The 17233-nt window shown below is 65.4% G+C and carries 15 protein-coding genes and 1 tRNA gene; 9 read left to right on the top strand and 7 right to left on the bottom strand.

Annotated features, from left to right (window positions below; all coding sequences use genetic code 11):
• Positions 1-2: 2 nt before the first annotated feature.
• Complete coding sequence (locus C7T96_RS06810; RefSeq protein ID WP_106570409.1) at positions 3-1148, bottom strand: acyl-CoA dehydrogenase family protein; 1146 nt, start codon at positions 1146-1148, stop codon at positions 3-5.
• 209 nt (positions 1149-1357) lie between these two features.
• On the opposite strand from C7T96_RS06810, the gene C7T96_RS06805 reads away from it, so the two are divergent.
• Entirely contained in the window at positions 1358-2029 is a 672-nt protein-coding gene (locus C7T96_RS06805; protein WP_106570408.1) for a TetR/AcrR family transcriptional regulator, read from the top strand.
• Positions 2030-2055: 26 nt separating this feature from the next.
• Here C7T96_RS06805 and C7T96_RS06800 read toward each other — a convergent pair whose 3' ends face one another.
• The gene (locus tag C7T96_RS06800; protein ID WP_106570407.1) at positions 2056-3036 is read right to left on the bottom strand and encodes an NAD(P)H-quinone oxidoreductase; all 981 of its coding nucleotides are present in this window, start codon (positions 3034-3036) and stop codon (positions 2056-2058) included.
• On the opposite strand from C7T96_RS06800, the gene C7T96_RS06795 reads away from it, so the two are divergent.
• Positions 2996-4531 carry a malonyl-CoA decarboxylase family protein gene (locus C7T96_RS06795; RefSeq protein ID WP_106570406.1) on the top strand — a complete coding sequence of 512 codons (1536 nt, stop codon included), beginning with the start codon at positions 2996-2998 and terminating at the stop codon, positions 4529-4531. The genes C7T96_RS06800 and C7T96_RS06795 overlap by 41 nt on opposite strands.
• 50 nt (positions 4532-4581) lie before the next feature.
• Complete coding sequence (locus C7T96_RS06790; protein ID WP_106570405.1) at positions 4582-5394, top strand: aspartate dehydrogenase domain-containing protein; 813 nt, start codon at positions 4582-4584, stop codon at positions 5392-5394.
• A gap of 456 nt (positions 5395-5850) precedes the next feature.
• Here the strand turns inward: C7T96_RS06790 and C7T96_RS06785 are convergent, their stop codons facing one another.
• Positions 5851-7077, bottom strand: coding sequence for an MFS transporter (locus C7T96_RS06785; RefSeq protein ID WP_106570404.1), 1227 nt, complete (start codon positions 7075-7077; stop codon positions 5851-5853).
• Between the two features lie 121 nt (positions 7078-7198).
• On the opposite strand from C7T96_RS06785, the gene C7T96_RS06780 reads away from it, so the two are divergent.
• Complete coding sequence (locus C7T96_RS06780) at positions 7199-7975, top strand: helix-turn-helix transcriptional regulator (RefSeq protein ID WP_106570403.1); 777 nt, start codon at positions 7199-7201, stop codon at positions 7973-7975.
• A 149-nt stretch (positions 7976-8124) separates the two neighbouring features.
• Here the strand turns inward: C7T96_RS06780 and C7T96_RS06775 are convergent.
• A tRNA-Ala gene (locus tag C7T96_RS06775) sits at positions 8125-8200 on the bottom strand.
• A 145-nt stretch (positions 8201-8345) separates the two neighbouring features.
• Complete coding sequence (locus C7T96_RS06770) at positions 8346-8747, bottom strand: TIGR02300 family protein (protein ID WP_106570402.1); 402 nt, start codon at positions 8745-8747, stop codon at positions 8346-8348.
• 270 nt (positions 8748-9017) lie between these two features.
• Here C7T96_RS06770 and aroA point away from each other — a divergent pair, with 270 nt between their 5' ends.
• The 5 genes from aroA (at position 9018) to C7T96_RS06745 (ending at position 15676) form a co-directional block, all read left to right on the top strand.
• Entirely contained in the window at positions 9018-10358 is a 1341-nt protein-coding gene (gene aroA / locus C7T96_RS06765) for a 3-phosphoshikimate 1-carboxyvinyltransferase (RefSeq protein WP_106570401.1), read from the top strand.
• A gap of 18 nt (positions 10359-10376) precedes the next feature.
• Entirely contained in the window at positions 10377-11081 is a 705-nt protein-coding gene (locus C7T96_RS06760) for an SDR family oxidoreductase (RefSeq protein ID WP_106570400.1), read from the top strand.
• A complete protein-coding gene (gene cmk, locus C7T96_RS06755) occupies positions 11078-11737 on the top strand; it encodes a (d)CMP kinase (protein ID WP_106570399.1) in 660 nt (219 codons plus the stop codon). The genes C7T96_RS06760 and cmk overlap by 4 nt, the downstream gene beginning before the upstream one ends.
• 210 nt (positions 11738-11947) lie before the next feature.
• Positions 11948-13648: a 30S ribosomal protein S1 gene (gene rpsA / locus C7T96_RS06750; RefSeq protein WP_106570398.1), complete on the top strand. Its 1701-nt coding sequence runs from the start codon at positions 11948-11950 to the stop codon at positions 13646-13648.
• A gap of 255 nt (positions 13649-13903) precedes the next feature.
• Positions 13904-15676: an alpha/beta hydrolase gene (locus tag C7T96_RS06745; RefSeq protein WP_106570397.1), complete on the top strand. Its 1773-nt coding sequence runs from the start codon at positions 13904-13906 to the stop codon at positions 15674-15676.
• A gap of 73 nt (positions 15677-15749) precedes the next feature.
• Here the strand turns inward: C7T96_RS06745 and C7T96_RS06740 are convergent, their stop codons facing one another.
• Both C7T96_RS06740 and C7T96_RS06735 read right to left on the bottom strand, forming a co-directional pair.
• A complete protein-coding gene (locus tag C7T96_RS06740; protein ID WP_106570396.1) occupies positions 15750-16967 on the bottom strand; it encodes a beta-ketoacyl-[acyl-carrier-protein] synthase family protein in 1218 nt (405 codons plus the stop codon).
• Between the two features lies 1 nt (position 16968).
• On the bottom strand, positions 16969-17223 hold the full coding sequence (locus C7T96_RS06735; protein ID WP_106570395.1) for an acyl carrier protein: 255 nt from the start codon (positions 17221-17223) through the stop codon (positions 16969-16971).
• Positions 17224-17233 lie beyond the last annotated feature (10 nt).

Here is a 17233-nt window from a genome sequence, read left to right as displayed (position 1 = left end):
CCCTAGAGCTGGCGACCGATTATGTATTTCATGATCTCGTTCGTGCCTGCGTAGATGCGGTGGACCCGCGCATCGGCCCAGGCCCTGGCGATGGGGAACTCCCATACATAGCCATACCCGCCATGCAACTGCAGGCAATCATCGAGCACGCGATCGGCGAGTTCGGTTGTCCACAGCTTCGCCTTGGCCGCCGTCACCATGTCGAGTTCGCCGCGCGCATGAAGCGTGATGCAACGATCGACGAAGGGGCGGGCCACCTCGACGTCGGAGGCCATTTCGGCCAGCTTGAACTGGGTGTTTTGAAAATCGAAGACCGTGTTGCCGAACGCCTTGCGCTGCTTGACGTGTTCGACGGTCTGATCGACGGCGGCCTCCGCGATGACGGCGGAGCGAACCGCCACGACGAGGCGTTCCTGGACGAGGCCGTGCATCAGCACGCGCCAACCTTCGTTCTCGCCGCCGATGACGCAGTCGGCCGGCACCTCGACATTGTCGAAGAACAACTCCGCCGTGTCCTGCGCTTTGTTGCCGATCTTTTTCAGGTTCTTGCCACGGGTGATGCCGGGACTGTTGAGATCGACCCACAGCATCGTCACGCCTTTGGCGCCGGCTTCCGGCGCGGTCTTGGTGGCGAGCAGAACCCGGTCGGCGATATGGCCGTTGGTGATGAAGGTCTTGGCGCCGTTCACGACATAGGTATCGCCGCGCCGCACCGCGGAGGTGCGCAATTCCTTCAGGTCGCTGCCGCCGCCAGGTTCGGTCAGGCCGATCGAGGCGATCATCGTGCCGTCGGCCATCCTGGGCAGCCATTCCTGTTTCTGGGCCTCGGTCCCGAAATGGGTAATGAAGGGGGCGATGATGTAGGCGTGCATGTCCCAGGCCGGCGCGGCGACGCCGAAACGACCCAGTTCCTCCAGCACGATGGCGTCGAACAGGAAGTCGCCGCCCATGCCGCCATAGGCCTCCGGGACACTCGTGCCCAGAATGCCGATCTCACCGGCGCGCTTCCAGATCTCGCGTGGCGTGCGGCCGGCGTCCTCCCACGACTCGTAATGCGGCAAGACTTCCGCCTGGATAAAGCGCACTACCGTATCGCGGAATTGCTCATGAACGTCGTCATAAAGCGTTCTTGGAATTCCGAATTTCATGCCGGAATCGTGCCTCCATGCCTCATTGTCGATGCATGAATGCCGTCGAGATATCGTTCTGTCAATACCATTTCGTATAGTATGGAATTGACACTTGCGCAGCGGTGGATTTTGATAGAACAAGTTTCACGATGCCGCAGAGCCGGTGGTGGCCGGCATGAGCGACTGGGCGCCAGGCAGACGCGCACGAACGGCGCGCGGAGGTTGAGATGGCCTTGAAGGACAAGCACGACAACACGACCGCAGAGCGCGATCCGGGCGGCGGCGATCCTGGCAGCCGCTATCTGCGCCGACGAAAAAGCAACGCCGGACGCAAACCCGACGTCACACCGGAAAACTGGCTGGACATCGGGCTGAGGGAACTCGGCCGCAAGGGACCCGGCTCGCTCAGACTCGATGCGCTGTGCAAGAAGCTCGGCATCACCAAGGGAAGCTTCTACTGGTACTTTTCCGGACGCGACGACTTCATGCGCAAGCTCCTGCAGACCTGGGAGGAGCGCGAGACGCTGGCCCTGATCGAGCATGTCGAAAAGCTCGGCGGCACCCCGTCGGAGAAGCTGCACAAGCTGTTCCTGGAGGCGAATTCGGGTCGGGTGAATTTCCGCACCGAACAGGCGATCCGCCACTGGGGCCACAGCGAGCCGGCGATTCGCGCCATGCTGCATAAGGTCGACCACGAACGGATCGAGTATCTGCGCCGGCAGTTGACCGCGCTCACCACGGACGCCGCGATCGCGGAGGCGCAGGCGACGCTGCTTTATTCGCTGATTTTCGGCGAGGCGATGATCTACCGGCGCGAAGAACGCGATCGCCGCCGGCAGCGCCAGGACGCCGCCTTCCGCGCCATCATGCGGATGAGCGCTGAAAGCGGCGACCGATAGGCAGCAGCCGTCCGCGAGACGGTCGGTCAGGCGACCTCGAGGACGATCTTGCCGAAATGGGCGCCGCTTTCCATGCGGGCATGGGCTTGCGCCGCCGCCTCCAGCGGAAACACCTTGTCGATCACAGGGCGAATCGCGCCGCGCTCGACATGCGGCCACGCCCACGCCTCGACCGCGCGCGCGATCGCCGCCTTGTCATCGTCGGAGCGGGAGCGCAGCATGGATCCAGTGAGACTGGCGCGCTTGCGCATCAACAACCCCAGATCGACAACCGGCTTCATGCCTTCCAGAAAGGCGATCTGGACGATCCGCCCCTCGACCGCGACGGCGGCGAGGTTGCGTTCGAGATAGTCGCCGCCCACCATGTCGACGATCACGTCGGCGCCGCGGCCGTCGGTAAAACGTTCGACCGCCTCGACAAAATCCTCGCTCTTGTAGTTGACGGCATGGTCGGCACCGAGTGCCAGGCAATCGCCGCATTTCTGGTCCGAGCCGGCGGTCACGATCACCCGGGCGCCCAGACACTTGGCCATCATGATCGCCATCGTGCCGATGCCGCTTGCGCCACCGTGGACCAGAAGGGTTTCTGCAGCCTGCAAACGGCCGCGCTCGAACGCGTTGTGCCACACCGTGAACATGGTTTCGGGGATTGCCGCGGCGGTGAGCAGATCGATATCGCCGGGCACCGGCAAGGCGGCACGTTCCGGCACGACACAGTATTCAGCGTAGCCTCCGCCGTTAGCGAGGGCGGTGACAGCATCGCCGACGGCATGACGCGACGTGCCGGGTCCGACGGCGACCACGTGCCCCGCCACTTCCAGGCCTGGCAGGTCCGTCGCGCCGGGCGGCGGCGGATAGACACCCTGGCGCTGGGCGACGTCGGGCCGATTGACGCCTGCGCCAACGACCCGGACGAGGAGATCGCCCCGCTCCGGTGTCGGAACCGGCCTCTCGGCCGGTCGCAGCATGTCCGGACCGCCGAAACCCGCGATCTCGACCACCCTCATCGTTTTCGGTACCTGCAAGAATAACCTCCCTTTCTCACCGACGCGCCCGGAGCGCATTCATTCAATAATATACAATATAGTATTGAATTTTGAATGTACTTCAATCACGATTGCCTGCGTCATCCCGCCTCCTCTCCGCTGGCGGCCATCACGGATTCCGACGATGAACCTGACCAATCTGCGCTATCTTCTGGCCACCATCATGAACGGCCGCGCCTCCGGCCGCAGGCGCCGCGTGACGGCCGGAGGCGCGCAAGCCCTGGTCGCACGGTGCGTCACGCTGGCATCCAGTCAGCGCGATGCCGTGGACGGCTCGGAGGCCGAGGACATACTTGCCGGTTATCGCAGTCTCGATGAGGCGGCAAAGCTCGATTTCCTGTGCCAGCTGGCGACCGTTCTGGAACCCGCCCTGCCGAAGCTTGAGGAGACCATTGCGCTGTTCCTGCGCCAACCAGGACCGGAGGCGGCACGCGCCGTGCACGCGGCAGCGACGCCGCCGCGCCATCTGCTTTTCAGCCGCCTGAACGAGGCGGAGGACGGAACCGCAGAACTGGCCGCAATGCGCGCCACCGTGCTGTCGTCGCTCGACGACCATGCGGTGCTGGCGCCGCTGGAGGCGGATCTGGCACACCTGCTCTCAGGCTGGTTCAACCGCGCCTTTCTCGTTCTGCAACGCATCGACTGGTCGAGCCCGGCCAACGTGCTGATGCACATCATCAATTACGAGGCTGTGCACGAAATCAAGGACTGGGACGATTTGCGTCGGCGGATCGATCCGCCTGACAGGGCCTGCTTCGCCTTCTTTCATCCCTTGCTCGCCGACGATCCGCTGATCTTCGTCGAGGTCGCGCTCACACGGGACATCCCGACCGCCGTCGACGATCTGTTGGACGAGTCGCGCACCGTGCTCGACCGGGAAGATGCGAACTGCGCGGTGTTTTATTCGATTTCCAACTGCCAGCCGGGCCTGCGCGGCATTTCGTTCGGCGATACCCTGATCAAACGCGTGATCGCCGAAATCGCCCGCAGTGCGCCGCACATCGACACATTCGTCACACTCTCGCCGATGCCGGGTTTTCGGCAATGGCTACGCGCGCGGGCCGAAACGAACGACCAAGCGGCCGCGGCGGTCGTCGGCGCGCTCGAGACCGCTGCCGAGCGCGGTCCGTCAGCGGATGACGGCGACGGCATAAAGAACGCGATCCTGAGTTGCGGCGCGCGCTACCTGCTCGAAGCGCGGCGCGGTGACGGCCAGCCCGTCGACAGCGTCGCGCGCTTCCACCTCGGCAACGGTGCGCGGATCGAACAGCTTCACTGGCCGGCCGATCGCTCCCGGAAGGGCTGGTCGCGCAGCTTCGGCCTGATGGTCAGCTACCGCTACGAACCGAGCGAAATCGAGACCAACCTGCTGCGGTACCGCAAACAGGGGATCGTCGCGTCCACCGCCGCGATAAGTCGGCTTGCGGGCCACAAGATCCAGAGACGGTCGGCCTGACGCGGTCGCACTGCCGGAGCCGACCACGCCAGACGAAACAGGAGATCCGATTGCAAAACGCCGTTGAAGCCCCACGCATCGGCATAGCCGGCTTCGGTTATGTCGGAAAACAGCTCTATGACGTTCTGACCGACACGGCCGGGCAAACGCTCGGGCTCGAACCGGCCTTTGTCTGGGCACGCCGCGCCGAACGCCTCTCCGGCGTCGATGCATCGCATCGCCTTGACGACCTGTCCGGCTTCGCCACACGTCGACCGACCCTGATCGTGGAAGCCGCCCACCCCGACGTCACCCGCAGGCACGGCGCGAATTTTCTGACCTTTGCCGACTATATGCCGCTATCGGTGTCGGCGCTGGCCGATGCGGAGCTCCACGAAGCGCTGGCAGAGGCTGCGCGGCGCAACGGCACCCGGCTGCTCCTGCCCGCGGGCGCCCTTGTCGGCGCGGCAAGCCTGGTTGCATCAAGGTCGATGTGGCGCGACGTGACCATCACCTTTCGCAAGAACCCGCTCAACATCGACTTTTCCGTAAGCGGGATAAGGCCCGAGACGATCGCGCGGGCGCAAACGGTCTTCGAGGGCCCCGTTCGCGAGATCGCCCTCCTGTTTCCGCGCAATGTCAACACGATGGTGACCTGCGCGCTGGCGACCGTCGGGCTCGACCGCTGCGTCGGCAGGCTGGTCGCCGACCCGGATCTGGATTGCGCCATCGCCGAAGTCGAGGCTGTCGGTCGCGACGGATCGGTGGTGCGCACCCAAAAACACCAACCCGCGATCGGCGTCTCGGGCACGGAGATGTTCGCTTCCCTGCTCTATTCCATCAAAACCGGGCTCGGGCGCTTCGACGCCATCGACGTCGTGTGAGGCTCCTAGGCCGATTGTCTCGTCGCGCTTCCTGTCGCGAATCGCACGAACCTATCCGGCTTGTGGAAGGGAGGCGACCAAAGCGCCCGGCGTGAAACCGATGCCGCATCTCAAGCTTTCACCGGCCTTCGCGGAGGCGTCGAACGACGTTCGCTGCCTTGAAACATGTGAAGACTGCTACATATGATTTCCGTTTTTGGACAGGAAAACACGGCAAAATCAATGCGAGGGAAGCCCGCAACGCGATGATCCTTCCATGTTGGCCACATATGTCTTTCATCCCACCGGTGCCGCCCTTCGCTACACGACGCGGGACGGGCGGCTGTGTAGGACAAGGCTGCCATCCCACCAATGTCGGTTCAGAGAATGAGGAGCCTTGTTCTACGGCTCCCAAAACGCTTCGCGGTTTCCGTCTCCGCTTCCTCATGTCCATGTCCTGGAGGAGGCGCGGGCTCGTTAAGAGCCGTTCTTCCAAGTCCTCGCGGCGGCGTGTCCTTTCTTTCTAGACACGCGCTCTCGAGAAGGGATCTGGTCGCGACTTGCCATGCTTCCCGCACCGAGAACCGCGGCAGTCACGGCGAACGCGGCGGCGAGTGCGAACATGAGCTGCCAGGAGATACCCGCCGCCATCCCGGCCAACACCGCCCCAAAGGCTCCGACTCCATCCATGAGAACAAAGGCGAGGCCCAGGGTCTTGCCTTCGCTCCGCTCTGAGTGATCGACGGCGGCGGCCAACATCGCCGCGCGGATCGCATCGAGTGCGGCAACGGCGACTGCCATCAACGGGATCATGAGCCAGAAGGGCGGTCCGAATGCCAAGCCGGCGACGGCGAAAGCAGCGGTTCCATTGCCAAGAACGAGGACCGGACCGCGCCCCGCTCGGTCGGACAGCGATCCCGCCCACGGCTGCGCCAGCGCCCCGGTGATAAGCAGCGCCGCTAAGATGATGCCAATGCTGGCCGACGCGAGGTCGTGGACCGCCGTGAGGTAGAGCGGGATCATGCTGAGAAGCGCGATCAATGCCATGTTGTACAGGCAGATCATCGCAACGATGCGCAGGCCGCGACCCGTCCGCCACGTCCGGATAAGGCCGGCGAGGTCCTCGCGAAGGGCCGTCCTGCTTTCGACCGCCGGAACAGCTCGCGCCACCCTGAGAAAACATAGCCCGCACAGGACGGTGGGAACCGCTGAGATGACCAATGCAGCGCGCCAATCGACGACCGACAAAAGAAACCCGACCGACAATGGGGCCAGCACCTCGGCGAAAGACCCGCCTATGGCGTGAATGCCCAAGGCCTTCGCCCGACCGTCCTTGTTGTCGCGCGTCAGCACGCCGGTCGCGATCGGATGCCAGGCCGCGTTGCCCATCCCGGCGACCGCGAGCAACACGGCGAGGCTCCAGAACCCCGGTGCAAGGGCGGCCACGCCATACCCGATCGAAACCCACCAGAACGTCACGACCAGCAGACGGCCACGGTTGGAGACATGATCCGCCAGACAGCCGGCCGGAATGTAGGCCAGCGCACCGCCCAGGTTGAACAGCGTGAAGAGCAGGCCGACCTCGACGGGCGACAACCCCATGGACAGTCCGGCGGCAGGCACGATCAGCCAAAGGGCGGCAATCGGCCAGTCGTTGGCGAGGTGGCCCAGGGCGAACCATGTCATGAATGCGCGATTGTTCATCTGGCACTGCCGTCCGATGCGAAAGGCTGCACGCCCTGTCCGGTTTCCTGGCGAAGCCTACCCCTTCGCGCTATGTCTTTCCGTCGAGGATTAGCCTTCTAGCATCGAGGATTCGTCATTGATGAACAGTGAGCCGCTTGGAACGGATAGACCATCCTATCTCGGTGAAACGAACACGCAGGATGCAGGGGCGAATTCCGATTGGCATTCGCATGAGTTCGGCCAGCTCATCTCGGCCGATTCAGGTTCGATGTATGTGGGAACATCGGACCGCGTTCTGCTCTTAAGCCCCGCCATGGCGGTCTGGATACCGCCAGACGCTCAGCACTGGTTGCGCTTTGGGTCCGAGAACGTGATGCGCTATGTCGATGTCAATCGCGATGAGGCCGAAAGGCTCGGCAGCGCTTGCCGCGTCTTCGCGATGACGCCGCTTCTCGGAGCGTTGTTTAGGGCGACCATGCCCGACGGCATCAAGGCCAGGACGGCCAAACACATCCGTGCCCTTTATGGGCTTCTTCGGCACGAAATACTGTCGGCGCGGGATGTGCCGCTTTCCCTGGTGATGCCGCAAGACAATCGCATTCGCGGCTTCGCCGAGGCGGCGCTTGACGATCCGGGAAAGGTTCGGTCGGTCGAGGCATGGCTCGCTGACGCACCCGCGAGCCGCAAGACCATCGAACGTCTCTTCGTCTCCGAGACCGGGATGCCGCCGTCGCGGTGGCTGCGGCATGCCCGCGTCTTGCATGCGGTCTCGCTTTTGGCCAGCGGTCAGAATGTGACAACGGTTGCCTTGGACATGGGATACGACTCGTCCAGTGCGTTCAGCTATATGTTTCGACGGACCCTCGGCGTCAGCCCGCGCGAGTTTGTCGCAAAGCCGCCATTCGCTGCGCTTTAACGCATGTGCAAATTGGTCAATTCGGCCAAGCGCGGCGCGGCGCGCAAAGGCCCGCCGACGGTCCCGGCGCTGGCCGCAGGCTGCAAGAAAACGACAAAACCATTGTCGAAAACGGGAGACCTATGTCTCCGGGCTGTACAGCGTGAAATTGGTGGAGCCAAGGGGAGTCGAACCCCTGACCTCTTGAATGCCATTCAAGCGCTCTCCCAACTGAGCTATGGCCCCACACTCCGGCCGAAACCGGCGCCGTTTCCGGCGAAGAGGTCGTCGCACCGCTTGGGTCGGTGCGTAAGTGCTGGCGGCTTCTATCGCCGCCAGACGCGAAGATCAAGCCCGCATGGACGCGATCTGCGCGGGAATTTTTCGGCGGTCAGGTTTCCTCGTCGTCCTCGCCGCCGACGCCGATGATTCCGGTGACGTCATCGTCGTCCTCGTCGTCGCTCGCCAGGAAGGTGTCGTCGTCGTCATCGTCGCCCAGATCGACATCGTCGTCATCGTCGCCGTCGATGTCGGGAAGATCACTGCTCTTGCCGGTCTCTTCCTCCTCGGCCTCTTCAAGCGAAACGATTTCCGCACCGCTCTCTTCGCTCTCGGTGTCGACCTCGGTCTGCTCGACCTCCTCTTCCTCCTCCACGACCGCGCCGGCCTCGAAATAAGACAGCGGATAGCTGGTGCCGGTATAGGGGGACACGATCGGGTCCTTGCCCAGATCGTAGAATTTTCGACCCGTCTCGGGGCAAATGCGTTTGGTGCCTAGTTCGGGTTTAGCCACGGCAGCGCCTCGTCGCGATGTGGCCCGTTCTGGCCGGCCGCATCGCCTGACGCCTCGGAAACGGGCATTTCATTGCTGAAAAAAGATCGGTCCCCATAAACACAGTTTGGCGTGCTGTCAAAGCCAAATGCGGCCTTTGCCCCGCTTGATTTTCAGGCCCGGACCGGCAGGGATGACCGTGGCGAAAAGCCGTGATAGGACACCGCCGCCCTTGCCGCCGGCGCCTAGCCGGACAATCGCGCATCATGCCCGCATCAGGATCGACACACGATGAACGCTCCCGCCACGCAATCGCCCGCCACCGCCCGCCGCTCCGGCGCGCTTGTCGGGCGCGTGCGCGTGCCCGGCGACAAGTCGATTTCCCACCGTGCCCTGATGTTCGGCGGCCTGGCCTCCGGCGAGACACGGATTTCGGGCCTGCTGGAAGGCGAGGACGTGCTGCGCACCGGCGAGGCGATGACGGCGATGGGCGCACGCGTCGTGCGCGACGGCGCCGAATGGGTGGTGACGGGCACCGGCAATGGCTGCCTGCTCGAGCCCGAGGCGCCGCTCGATTTCGGCAATGCGGGCACGGGCTCGCGGCTGACCATGGGCCTGGTCGGGCCTTACGACATGCGCGTGCGCTTCGTCGGCGACGCATCGCTGTCGCAGCGGCCGATGGGCCGGGTGCTCGATCCGCTGCGGCAAATGGGCGTCCAGGTGCTGGAGGCGGCGGACGGGGACCGCATGCCGCTTACCCTGCACGGGCCCAAACATGCCGCGCCGATCAGCTACCGGGTTCCGGTCGCCTCCGCCCAGGTCAAGTCGGCCGTGCTTCTGGCCGGGCTCAACGCCATGGGCGTGACGACGGTGATCGAGCCGGTGATGACCCGCGACCACACCGAAAAGATGCTCGCCGGCTTCGGCGCCGCGATCGAGGTCGAGACCGACGCCGACGGCACCCGCCATATCCGCGTGGAAGGCCGGGGCCGGCTTACCGGCCAGGTGATCGCGGTGCCGGGCGACCCGTCCTCGGCCGCCTTTCCGCTTGTGGCCGCGCTGGTCGTGCCCGGTTCCGACATCACGATCGAAAACGTGCTCATGAACCCGACCCGCACCGGGCTGATCACGACGTTGATCGAGATGGGCGCCTCGATCGAGCTGCTCAACGAACGCATGGAAGGCGGCGAGGACGTCGCCGATTTGCGCGTGCGCGCATCCGAGCTCAAGGGCGTCGCGGTGCCGGCCGAGCGGGCGCCGTCGATGATCGACGAATATCCGGTGCTGGCGGTGGCGGCCGCCTTCGCCGAGGGCGAGACGCTGATGCGGGGGCTCGACGAATTGCGCGTGAAGGAAAGCGACCGCCTGGCCGCTGTCGCGCGCGGGCTGGAGGCCAATGGCGTCGACTGCACGGAGGGCGCCGACACGCTCGCCGTGCGCGGCCGACCGGACGGCAAGGGGCTCGGCGGCGGCACGGTGGCAACCCATCTCGACCACCGCATCGCGATGAGCTTCCTCGTTCTGGGGCTGGCGAGCGAAAACCCGGTGGCGGTCGACGACCGGACGATGATCGCGACCAGCTTTCCCGAGTTCATGGACCTGATGACCGGGCTCGGAGCGGATGTGGCGTGAGGCGAAAGGAAGGCTGCGATGGGTGACCAGAAAGTCGCGATGATCGTCGGCGGCGGGTCCGGCATGGGGGCCGCGGCGGCGCGCAAGCTCGCCGGAACCGGCTTCGCCGTGGCGGTGATGTCGTCATCGGGCAAGGGCGAGGCGCTCGGCCGCGAACTGGGCGGGCTCGGCTTCACCGGCTCCAATCTCGAACCCGACGACCTCAAGCGCTTCGTCGACCGGACGATGGAGCGCTACGGCCGCGTCGACGCGGTCATAAACGGCGCCGGCCACGGCCCCAAGGGCGAGGTGCTGGCGATCTCCGACGAGGACTGGCATCGCGGCATGGAGTTCTACCTGCTCAACGTCGTGCGCATTACCCGTCTCGTCACGCCGGTGATGCAGGCGCAAAACGGCGGCGCGATCGTCAACATCTCCACCTATGCCACCTTCGAGCCCGAGGCGGCGTTTCCCACCTCGGGCGTGTTCCGGGCCGGGCTTGCCGCCTTCACCAAGCTGTTTGCCGATCGCTACGCCGCCGACAATATCCGGATGAACAACGTGCTGCCGGGCTTCATCGATTCCCTGCCCGAGAAGGAAGAGCGCCGCGCGCGCATTCCCGCCGGCCGCTACGGCACGGTCGACGAGGTCGCCGAACTGATCGCGTTTCTCGCCTCGGACAGGTCGTCCTATATCACCGGCCAGAACCTGCGCATCGACGGCGGCATCACCAGGTCGGTATGAGCAGCGCGTCCGCCCCGCTCGTCATCGCCATCGACGGTCCGGCCGCGTCCGGCAAGGGCACGCTGGCGCGCCGGCTGGCCGCGCATTACGGGCTGCGCCATCTCGACACCGGCCTGACCTACCGCGCCGTGGCGCATCGCATGCTGGCCCACGGCCTGCCGCTCGACAACGTGTCGGCGGCCGAAACAGCGGCCCGGCAAATCGACCTGGCCCAACTCGACCGTGAAGCGCTGTCGACGCACGCCATCGGCGAGGCCGCTTCCAAGGTGGCGGTGATGGCAGGCGTGCGCGCCATCCTGGTCGCGGCCCAGCGCGCCTTCGCGGCAGCGATGCCCGGCGCGGTGCTCGACGGGCGCGACATCGGCACGGTGGTGTGTCCCGACGCGGCGGTGAAACTCTACGTCACCGCCTCGGCCGCCGTGCGCGCGACACGGCGCCTGCGCGAGATTCTCGACCGCGGCGACGGAGCCCATTACGATGCCATCCTGGCCGACATCGAGCGCCGCGACGCCCGCGACATGGGCCGGGCCGATTCGCCGCTGCGGCCGGCGGACGATGCGCACTTGCTCGATACGTCCGAAATGGATATAGAAACCGCGTTCCAGACAGCAAAAGCGATCATCGACGATGCGATTGCCGGCCGGAACGGGAGCTGAAACGAGGCGGCGCGCTGCTCGTCCCCTATGCGGGGAGGCAGGCGATCCGCTTTTTTGCTTTCGATACAATCATTGTCCGTCCGCGTCCCGATGCACCGGACCGCCGCCAGAAGCGGCGATTTGCTCGCAAGAGCGGGGCGCGCCGACAGGCGTAACGCAACACGAACCGCCGGTGCCGCCCGCCAGACAGTCGGGCACCCAGGAGCTTCAATGTCACAATCCAATCCCACCCGCGACGATTTCGCGAGCCTTCTCGAAGAATCCTTCCAGGAAACCAATGCCGGCGAAGGCCAGGTCGTCAAGGGCACGGTTACCGCCATCGAGAAGGACATGGCGATCATCGATGTCGGCCTGAAGGTCGAAGGCCGCGTGCCGCTGAAGGAATTCGGCGCCAAGGCCAAGGACGGCCAGCTCAATGTCGGCGACACGGTCGAGGTCTATGTCGAGCGGATCGAAAACGCGCTCGGTGAAGCCATGCTCAGCCGCGACAAGGCGCGCCGCGAGGAAAGCTGGACGCGTCTGGAAGAGAAATTCTCCAAGGGCGAACGCGTCGAGGGCATCATCTTCAACCAGGTCAAGGGCGGCTTCACGGTCGATCTCGACGGCGCCGTCGCCTTCCTGCCGCGCAGCCAGGTCGACATCCGGCCGATCCGCGACGTCACCCCGCTGATGCACAATCCGCAGCCCTTCGAGATCCTGAAGATGGATCGCCGCCGCGGCAACATCGTCGTCTCGCGCCGCACCGTGCTCGAGGAGAGCCGTGCCGAGCAGCGTTCGGAGATCGTGCAGAACCTCGAGGAAGGCCAGGTCGTGGAAGGTGTTGTCAAGAACATCACCGATTACGGCGCCTTCGTCGATCTCGGCGGTATCGACGGGCTGCTGCACGTCACCGACATGGCATGGCGCCGGGTCAACCATCCGACCGAGATCCTGTCGATCGGCCAGACGGTCAAGGTGCAGATCATCCGCATCAACCAGGAAACCCACCGCATCTCGCTGGGCATGAAGCAGCTCGAGGCGGATCCGTGGGAAGATATCGGCACCAAATATCCGCTCGGCAAGAAGATCACCGGCACGGTCACCAACATCACCGATTACGGCGCCTTCGTGGAGCTGGAACCGGGGATCGAGGGCCTGATCCACGTTTCGGAGATGTCGTGGACCAAGAAGAACGTGCATCCGGGCAAGATCCTGTCGACCACCCAGCAGGTCGACGTCGTGGTGCTCGAGGTCGATCCGCAGAAGCGCCGCATTTCGCTCGGCCTCAAGCAGACCCTGGAAAATCCCTGGGACGCGTTTGCCAGCAGCCATCCGGTCGGCGCGATCGTCGAGGGCGAGGTCAAGAACAAGACCGAGTTCGGCCTGTTCATCGGCCTGGAAGGCGACGTGGACGGCATGGTCCATCTGTCGGATCTCGACTGGGTGCGCCCGGGCGAGCAGGTGATCGAAGAGTACAATCGCGGCGACATGGTCAAGGCGCAGGTGCTCGACGTCGATATCGACAAGGAGCGCATCTCGCTCGGCATCAAGCAGCTTTCGCGTGACGCCGTCGGCGAAGCGGCCGCCTCCGGCGATCTGCGCAAGAACGCGATCGTCACCTGCGAGGTCACCGCGATCAAGGATGGCGGCATCGAGGTCAAGCTGGTCGATCACGACCTGGAGGCCTTCATCCGCCGCTCCGACCTGTCGCGCGACCGCGACGAGCAGCGCCCCGAGCGTTTCGCCGTCGGCCAGAAGGTCGATGCCCGCGTGACGATGTTCGACAAGAAGACGCGCAAGATCAACGTGTCGATCAAGGCGCTGGAGATCGCCGAGGAGAAGCAGGCGGTGGCCCAGTTCGGCTCGACCGATTCCGGCGCCTCGCTCGGCGACATTCTCGGCGCCGCGCTCAAGAAGCAGGGCGACAACTAAGCCCTCGCCGAACCAGGCTCGAAACCAGACCCCGCCGGAGCGATCCGGCGGGGTTTTTCTTATCCGCGCCGTCCGGCCGCACGCCGGCTTTGGCCGGCCGGCGCGGCGAACCGCAAATATTCCACATTCGCGCGCCATGATCGGCGGTCGCCGCGGCCGGGAACGGGTGCGCGTTCATTGTGCCGTCGCGCGAAGCCGGGATAGTCGTTAGAACGGCGGCCACGGCAACAGGATTTCGACAGGCGCGGGTGGGCTATGTTCGGCAGGTTTTTTTCGTCCCCGATCTTTCCGACGGGAAAACGGCTTGGCGCCATCGCGCTGGCGGCGGCGCTGGTCGCCGGAACGCTTGCGCCGGCGGCCGCGACCGATCCGCTGCTCGGCGTCAGGATCGAGCAGGCGGTCAGCGAGGGCGATGTCGACCAGGCGATCGCGCTGCTGACGGCGGCCCGCGCCGAGGAGACCGATCCTAGATCGCTGCGCGACCTGCTGGCGCGCCTGGCAGAGCTGCAGGAGCGCAAGGGCGATCGGGCGGCCGCGGCGCAGGCCCGCCAGGATCTTGCCGCGCAGATCGGCGACAGCGACGGGCAGAGCGCGCCCGAGCTGGTGCCCGTCTTGCGGGCGCTGGCGAAAGACCAGCGCGCGCTCGGCGATCCCGAGGCCGCGGTCGCCACGCTCGAAAGGGCGCTCGCGATCGCCCGTCTGGCAGCGCTGGACGAGGCGATCCCGCCGCTGCTGCTGGAGCTCGCCGCGATCGCGGAAACCGCAGGCGCCACGGCCGCCGAAGCGGCCAAAGGCGCCATCGCCGCCCACGAGGAAAGCGCGCGCCGGCTGGAGGAAAGCAGCCGTGCCTTCGACCCGGATCCCGAAAAGGAATTCACCAGGGTCAAGATCTACTACGCCACGGACCGCGCCCGCTCGGGCAGCGCGGTGCCGAACGAGTTTTACGGCGGGCAGCGCGGCGAGCTGGAAATGGGTGAGGCGACGGTGAGCATTCCCGAGCAACACCGCCCGGGCCAGATCGAGAAACCGTCCTGGTGGACCTTTCAGTTCCGCGAGGACCCGGAACGGCACGTGGTGCTGCAATCGGTGACTCCCGGATCGCCCGAAGCCGTGTTCGGCGCCATGCGCCAGCAGGCCGCCGCATCCGGCTCGCAAGAGGCCTTCGTGTTCGTGCACGGTTTCAACGTGCCGTTCCACGAAGCCGCCCAGCGCACCGCGCAGATGGCCTACGACATGAATTTCGACGGCCTGCCGGTGCTTTATTCCTGGCCGTCGCGCGCTTCGGTGATGAGCTATATCGCCGATACCGCGGTGGTGAACCTGTCGGGCCGACGCCTGAGCCGCTTTCTCGAGGATCTGGTCGCCAAATCGGGCGCCACGCGCATCCACCTGATCGCCCATTCGATGGGCAACCGCGCCATGACCGACGCGCTGGAACTGTTCGCGCTGCGCTACAAGGGCAAGCGGCCCGCCTTCGACCAGGTGCTGTTCACCGCGCCCGATCTCGATGCCGGGCTGTTCGCCGAGATGATGAAGACCATCCGTCCGATCGCCAACCGGATCACGCTCTACGCCTCGAACAAGGATTGGGCGCTGGCGGTGTCGCGACAGCTGCACGGCGACGCCCCGCGCGCCGGCCAGGGCGGCCGCAACATCCTGCACACCGCCGAGGTCGACAGTATCGACATGACCGGGATCGGCGAGGACATGCTCAAGCACAGCTACTACGCCAACAATCCCTCGGCGCTGACCGACATCCTGTCCTTGTTCTGGCGCGACGCGCCACCCGACAAGCGGTGCGGCATGCAAAAGGCACAGGGTGAGAACGGGTCCTACTGGATCTATTCGCCCGCCGCGTGCGGCGACGACAACGTCTTGTTGTCGACGTTGTCCTATCTGCGCCGCGGCAGCGTGGCCACCGTGAAGGACGCGCGGCTTTTCCTGAACCGCTTCATCATGCCGGCGACCGCCGACCCCGAGGAACGCTCGAAGCTCGAAAAGGCGCTCGGCAAGCTGTTCGGAAACTGAGATGCCCCGGCCGGGGCCGCCAGACAGCCGCCCCGACCATAGAGCCGATCGGTCGAGCCTCGTCGCGCCGCGCTCAGACCCGCTTGACGGCGACGACCGCGTTGGTGCCGCCGAAGGCAAAGGCGTTGCTGATCGCCGCGCGCACGTCGCGCCGCCTGGCCTCGTTGGGCGTCACGTCGAGCGGACATTCGGGATCGGCCTCGCGATAACCGATGGTCGGCGGCACGATGCCCTCGCGCACCGCCATGACGCAGGCGATCATCTCCAGCGCGCCGGAGGCGCCGAGGCAATGCGCGTGCATCGACTTGGTCGAGGATACCGACAGATCGCCGGCGCGTTCGCCGAACACCCGTCCGAGCGCCTCGGTCTCGATCTTGTCGTTGGCCTTGGTCCCAGTCCCGTGGGCGTTGACATAGTCGATCCCGTCGGTCGCAAGCCCGGCATCGGCGAGACAGGCCCGCATGGCTGCCGCGGGACCCTCGACGTTCGGGGCGACGATGTCGGAGGCATCCGCCGACATGCCGATGCCGGCCAGTTCGGCAAGGATCGGGGCCCCGCGCCGGCGGGCATGGTCGTAGGTCTCGAGCACGGCCACGCCCGCGCCCTCGCCAAGCACCAGGCCGTCGCGATCGGCCGAGAACGGGCGGCAGGCCTGCTTGGCCAGCACACGCAGCGATTCCCACGCCTTCATGACGCCATAGACCAGCGGCGCGTCGGCACCGCCCGCCAGCATCATGTCGGCGCGCCCGGCCCGCAACTGATCGAGGGCGGCGGCGAAGGCGTGGTTGGAGGACGAACAGGCCGAGGTCACGCCGAAGACCGGTCCGCGCAGACCGTTCACCATGCTGACCTGGCCGGCGGCCGCGCCCGGCATGACGCGCGGCACGGTGAAGACGTTGGCGCGCTTCTTTCCCTCCAGAAAGACCGCGCGATAGCTTTCCTCGATCGCCTCCCAGCCGCATATGCCGGTCCCGATCACCGCGCCGATGCGGTATTCGTTCTCGGGCGTCACCTCGATCTTGGCGTGGCGCAGGGCTTCGCGCGCGGCGATCGTCGCCAGCAGGCTGAAGCGGTCCATCGTGACGAGTTGGCGCCGCTCGAGCCCGTGGTCGGGAAGCTGCGCGATCTCGCCGCCGATCATCACCTTCAAATCGTGCGGCGGCACCGTCGTAAGCGGGCCGATACCCGGCCTGCCGGCGGCCATGGACCGCCAGATCGCGCCGACATCGGTCCCCAGCGCGCAAATGCCGCCCAGCCCGGTTATGACGATCCGGTTGCCGCGATCCGACATGTCAGGGCTTGGCTTCGATCAAGGCGCGCACGGCCTTGACGACGTCGCCGACATTCTTGAGCCTGCTCCAGGCCTCCGACGTGTTCATCTCCACCTCGATGTCGTATTTTTCCTCGATGTCGAAGATGATCTCGGTCAGTTCCAGGGAATGGATACCGAGTTCCATCAGCTCGGTCTCGTCGGTGATCTCGGTCTTGTCGAGACCGGCATGGTCCGCGATCTTATCCAGAATGTCGTCGGCCAGTTGATCGCTCATTAATCCCCGG

The sequence above is a fragment of the Nitratireductor sp. StC3 genome, from assembly GCF_003015025.1.
Lineage (GTDB): Bacteria > Pseudomonadota > Alphaproteobacteria > Rhizobiales > Rhizobiaceae > Mangrovimarina > Mangrovimarina alexandrii.
This window is presented reverse-complemented; position numbering and strand designations above follow the sequence as displayed.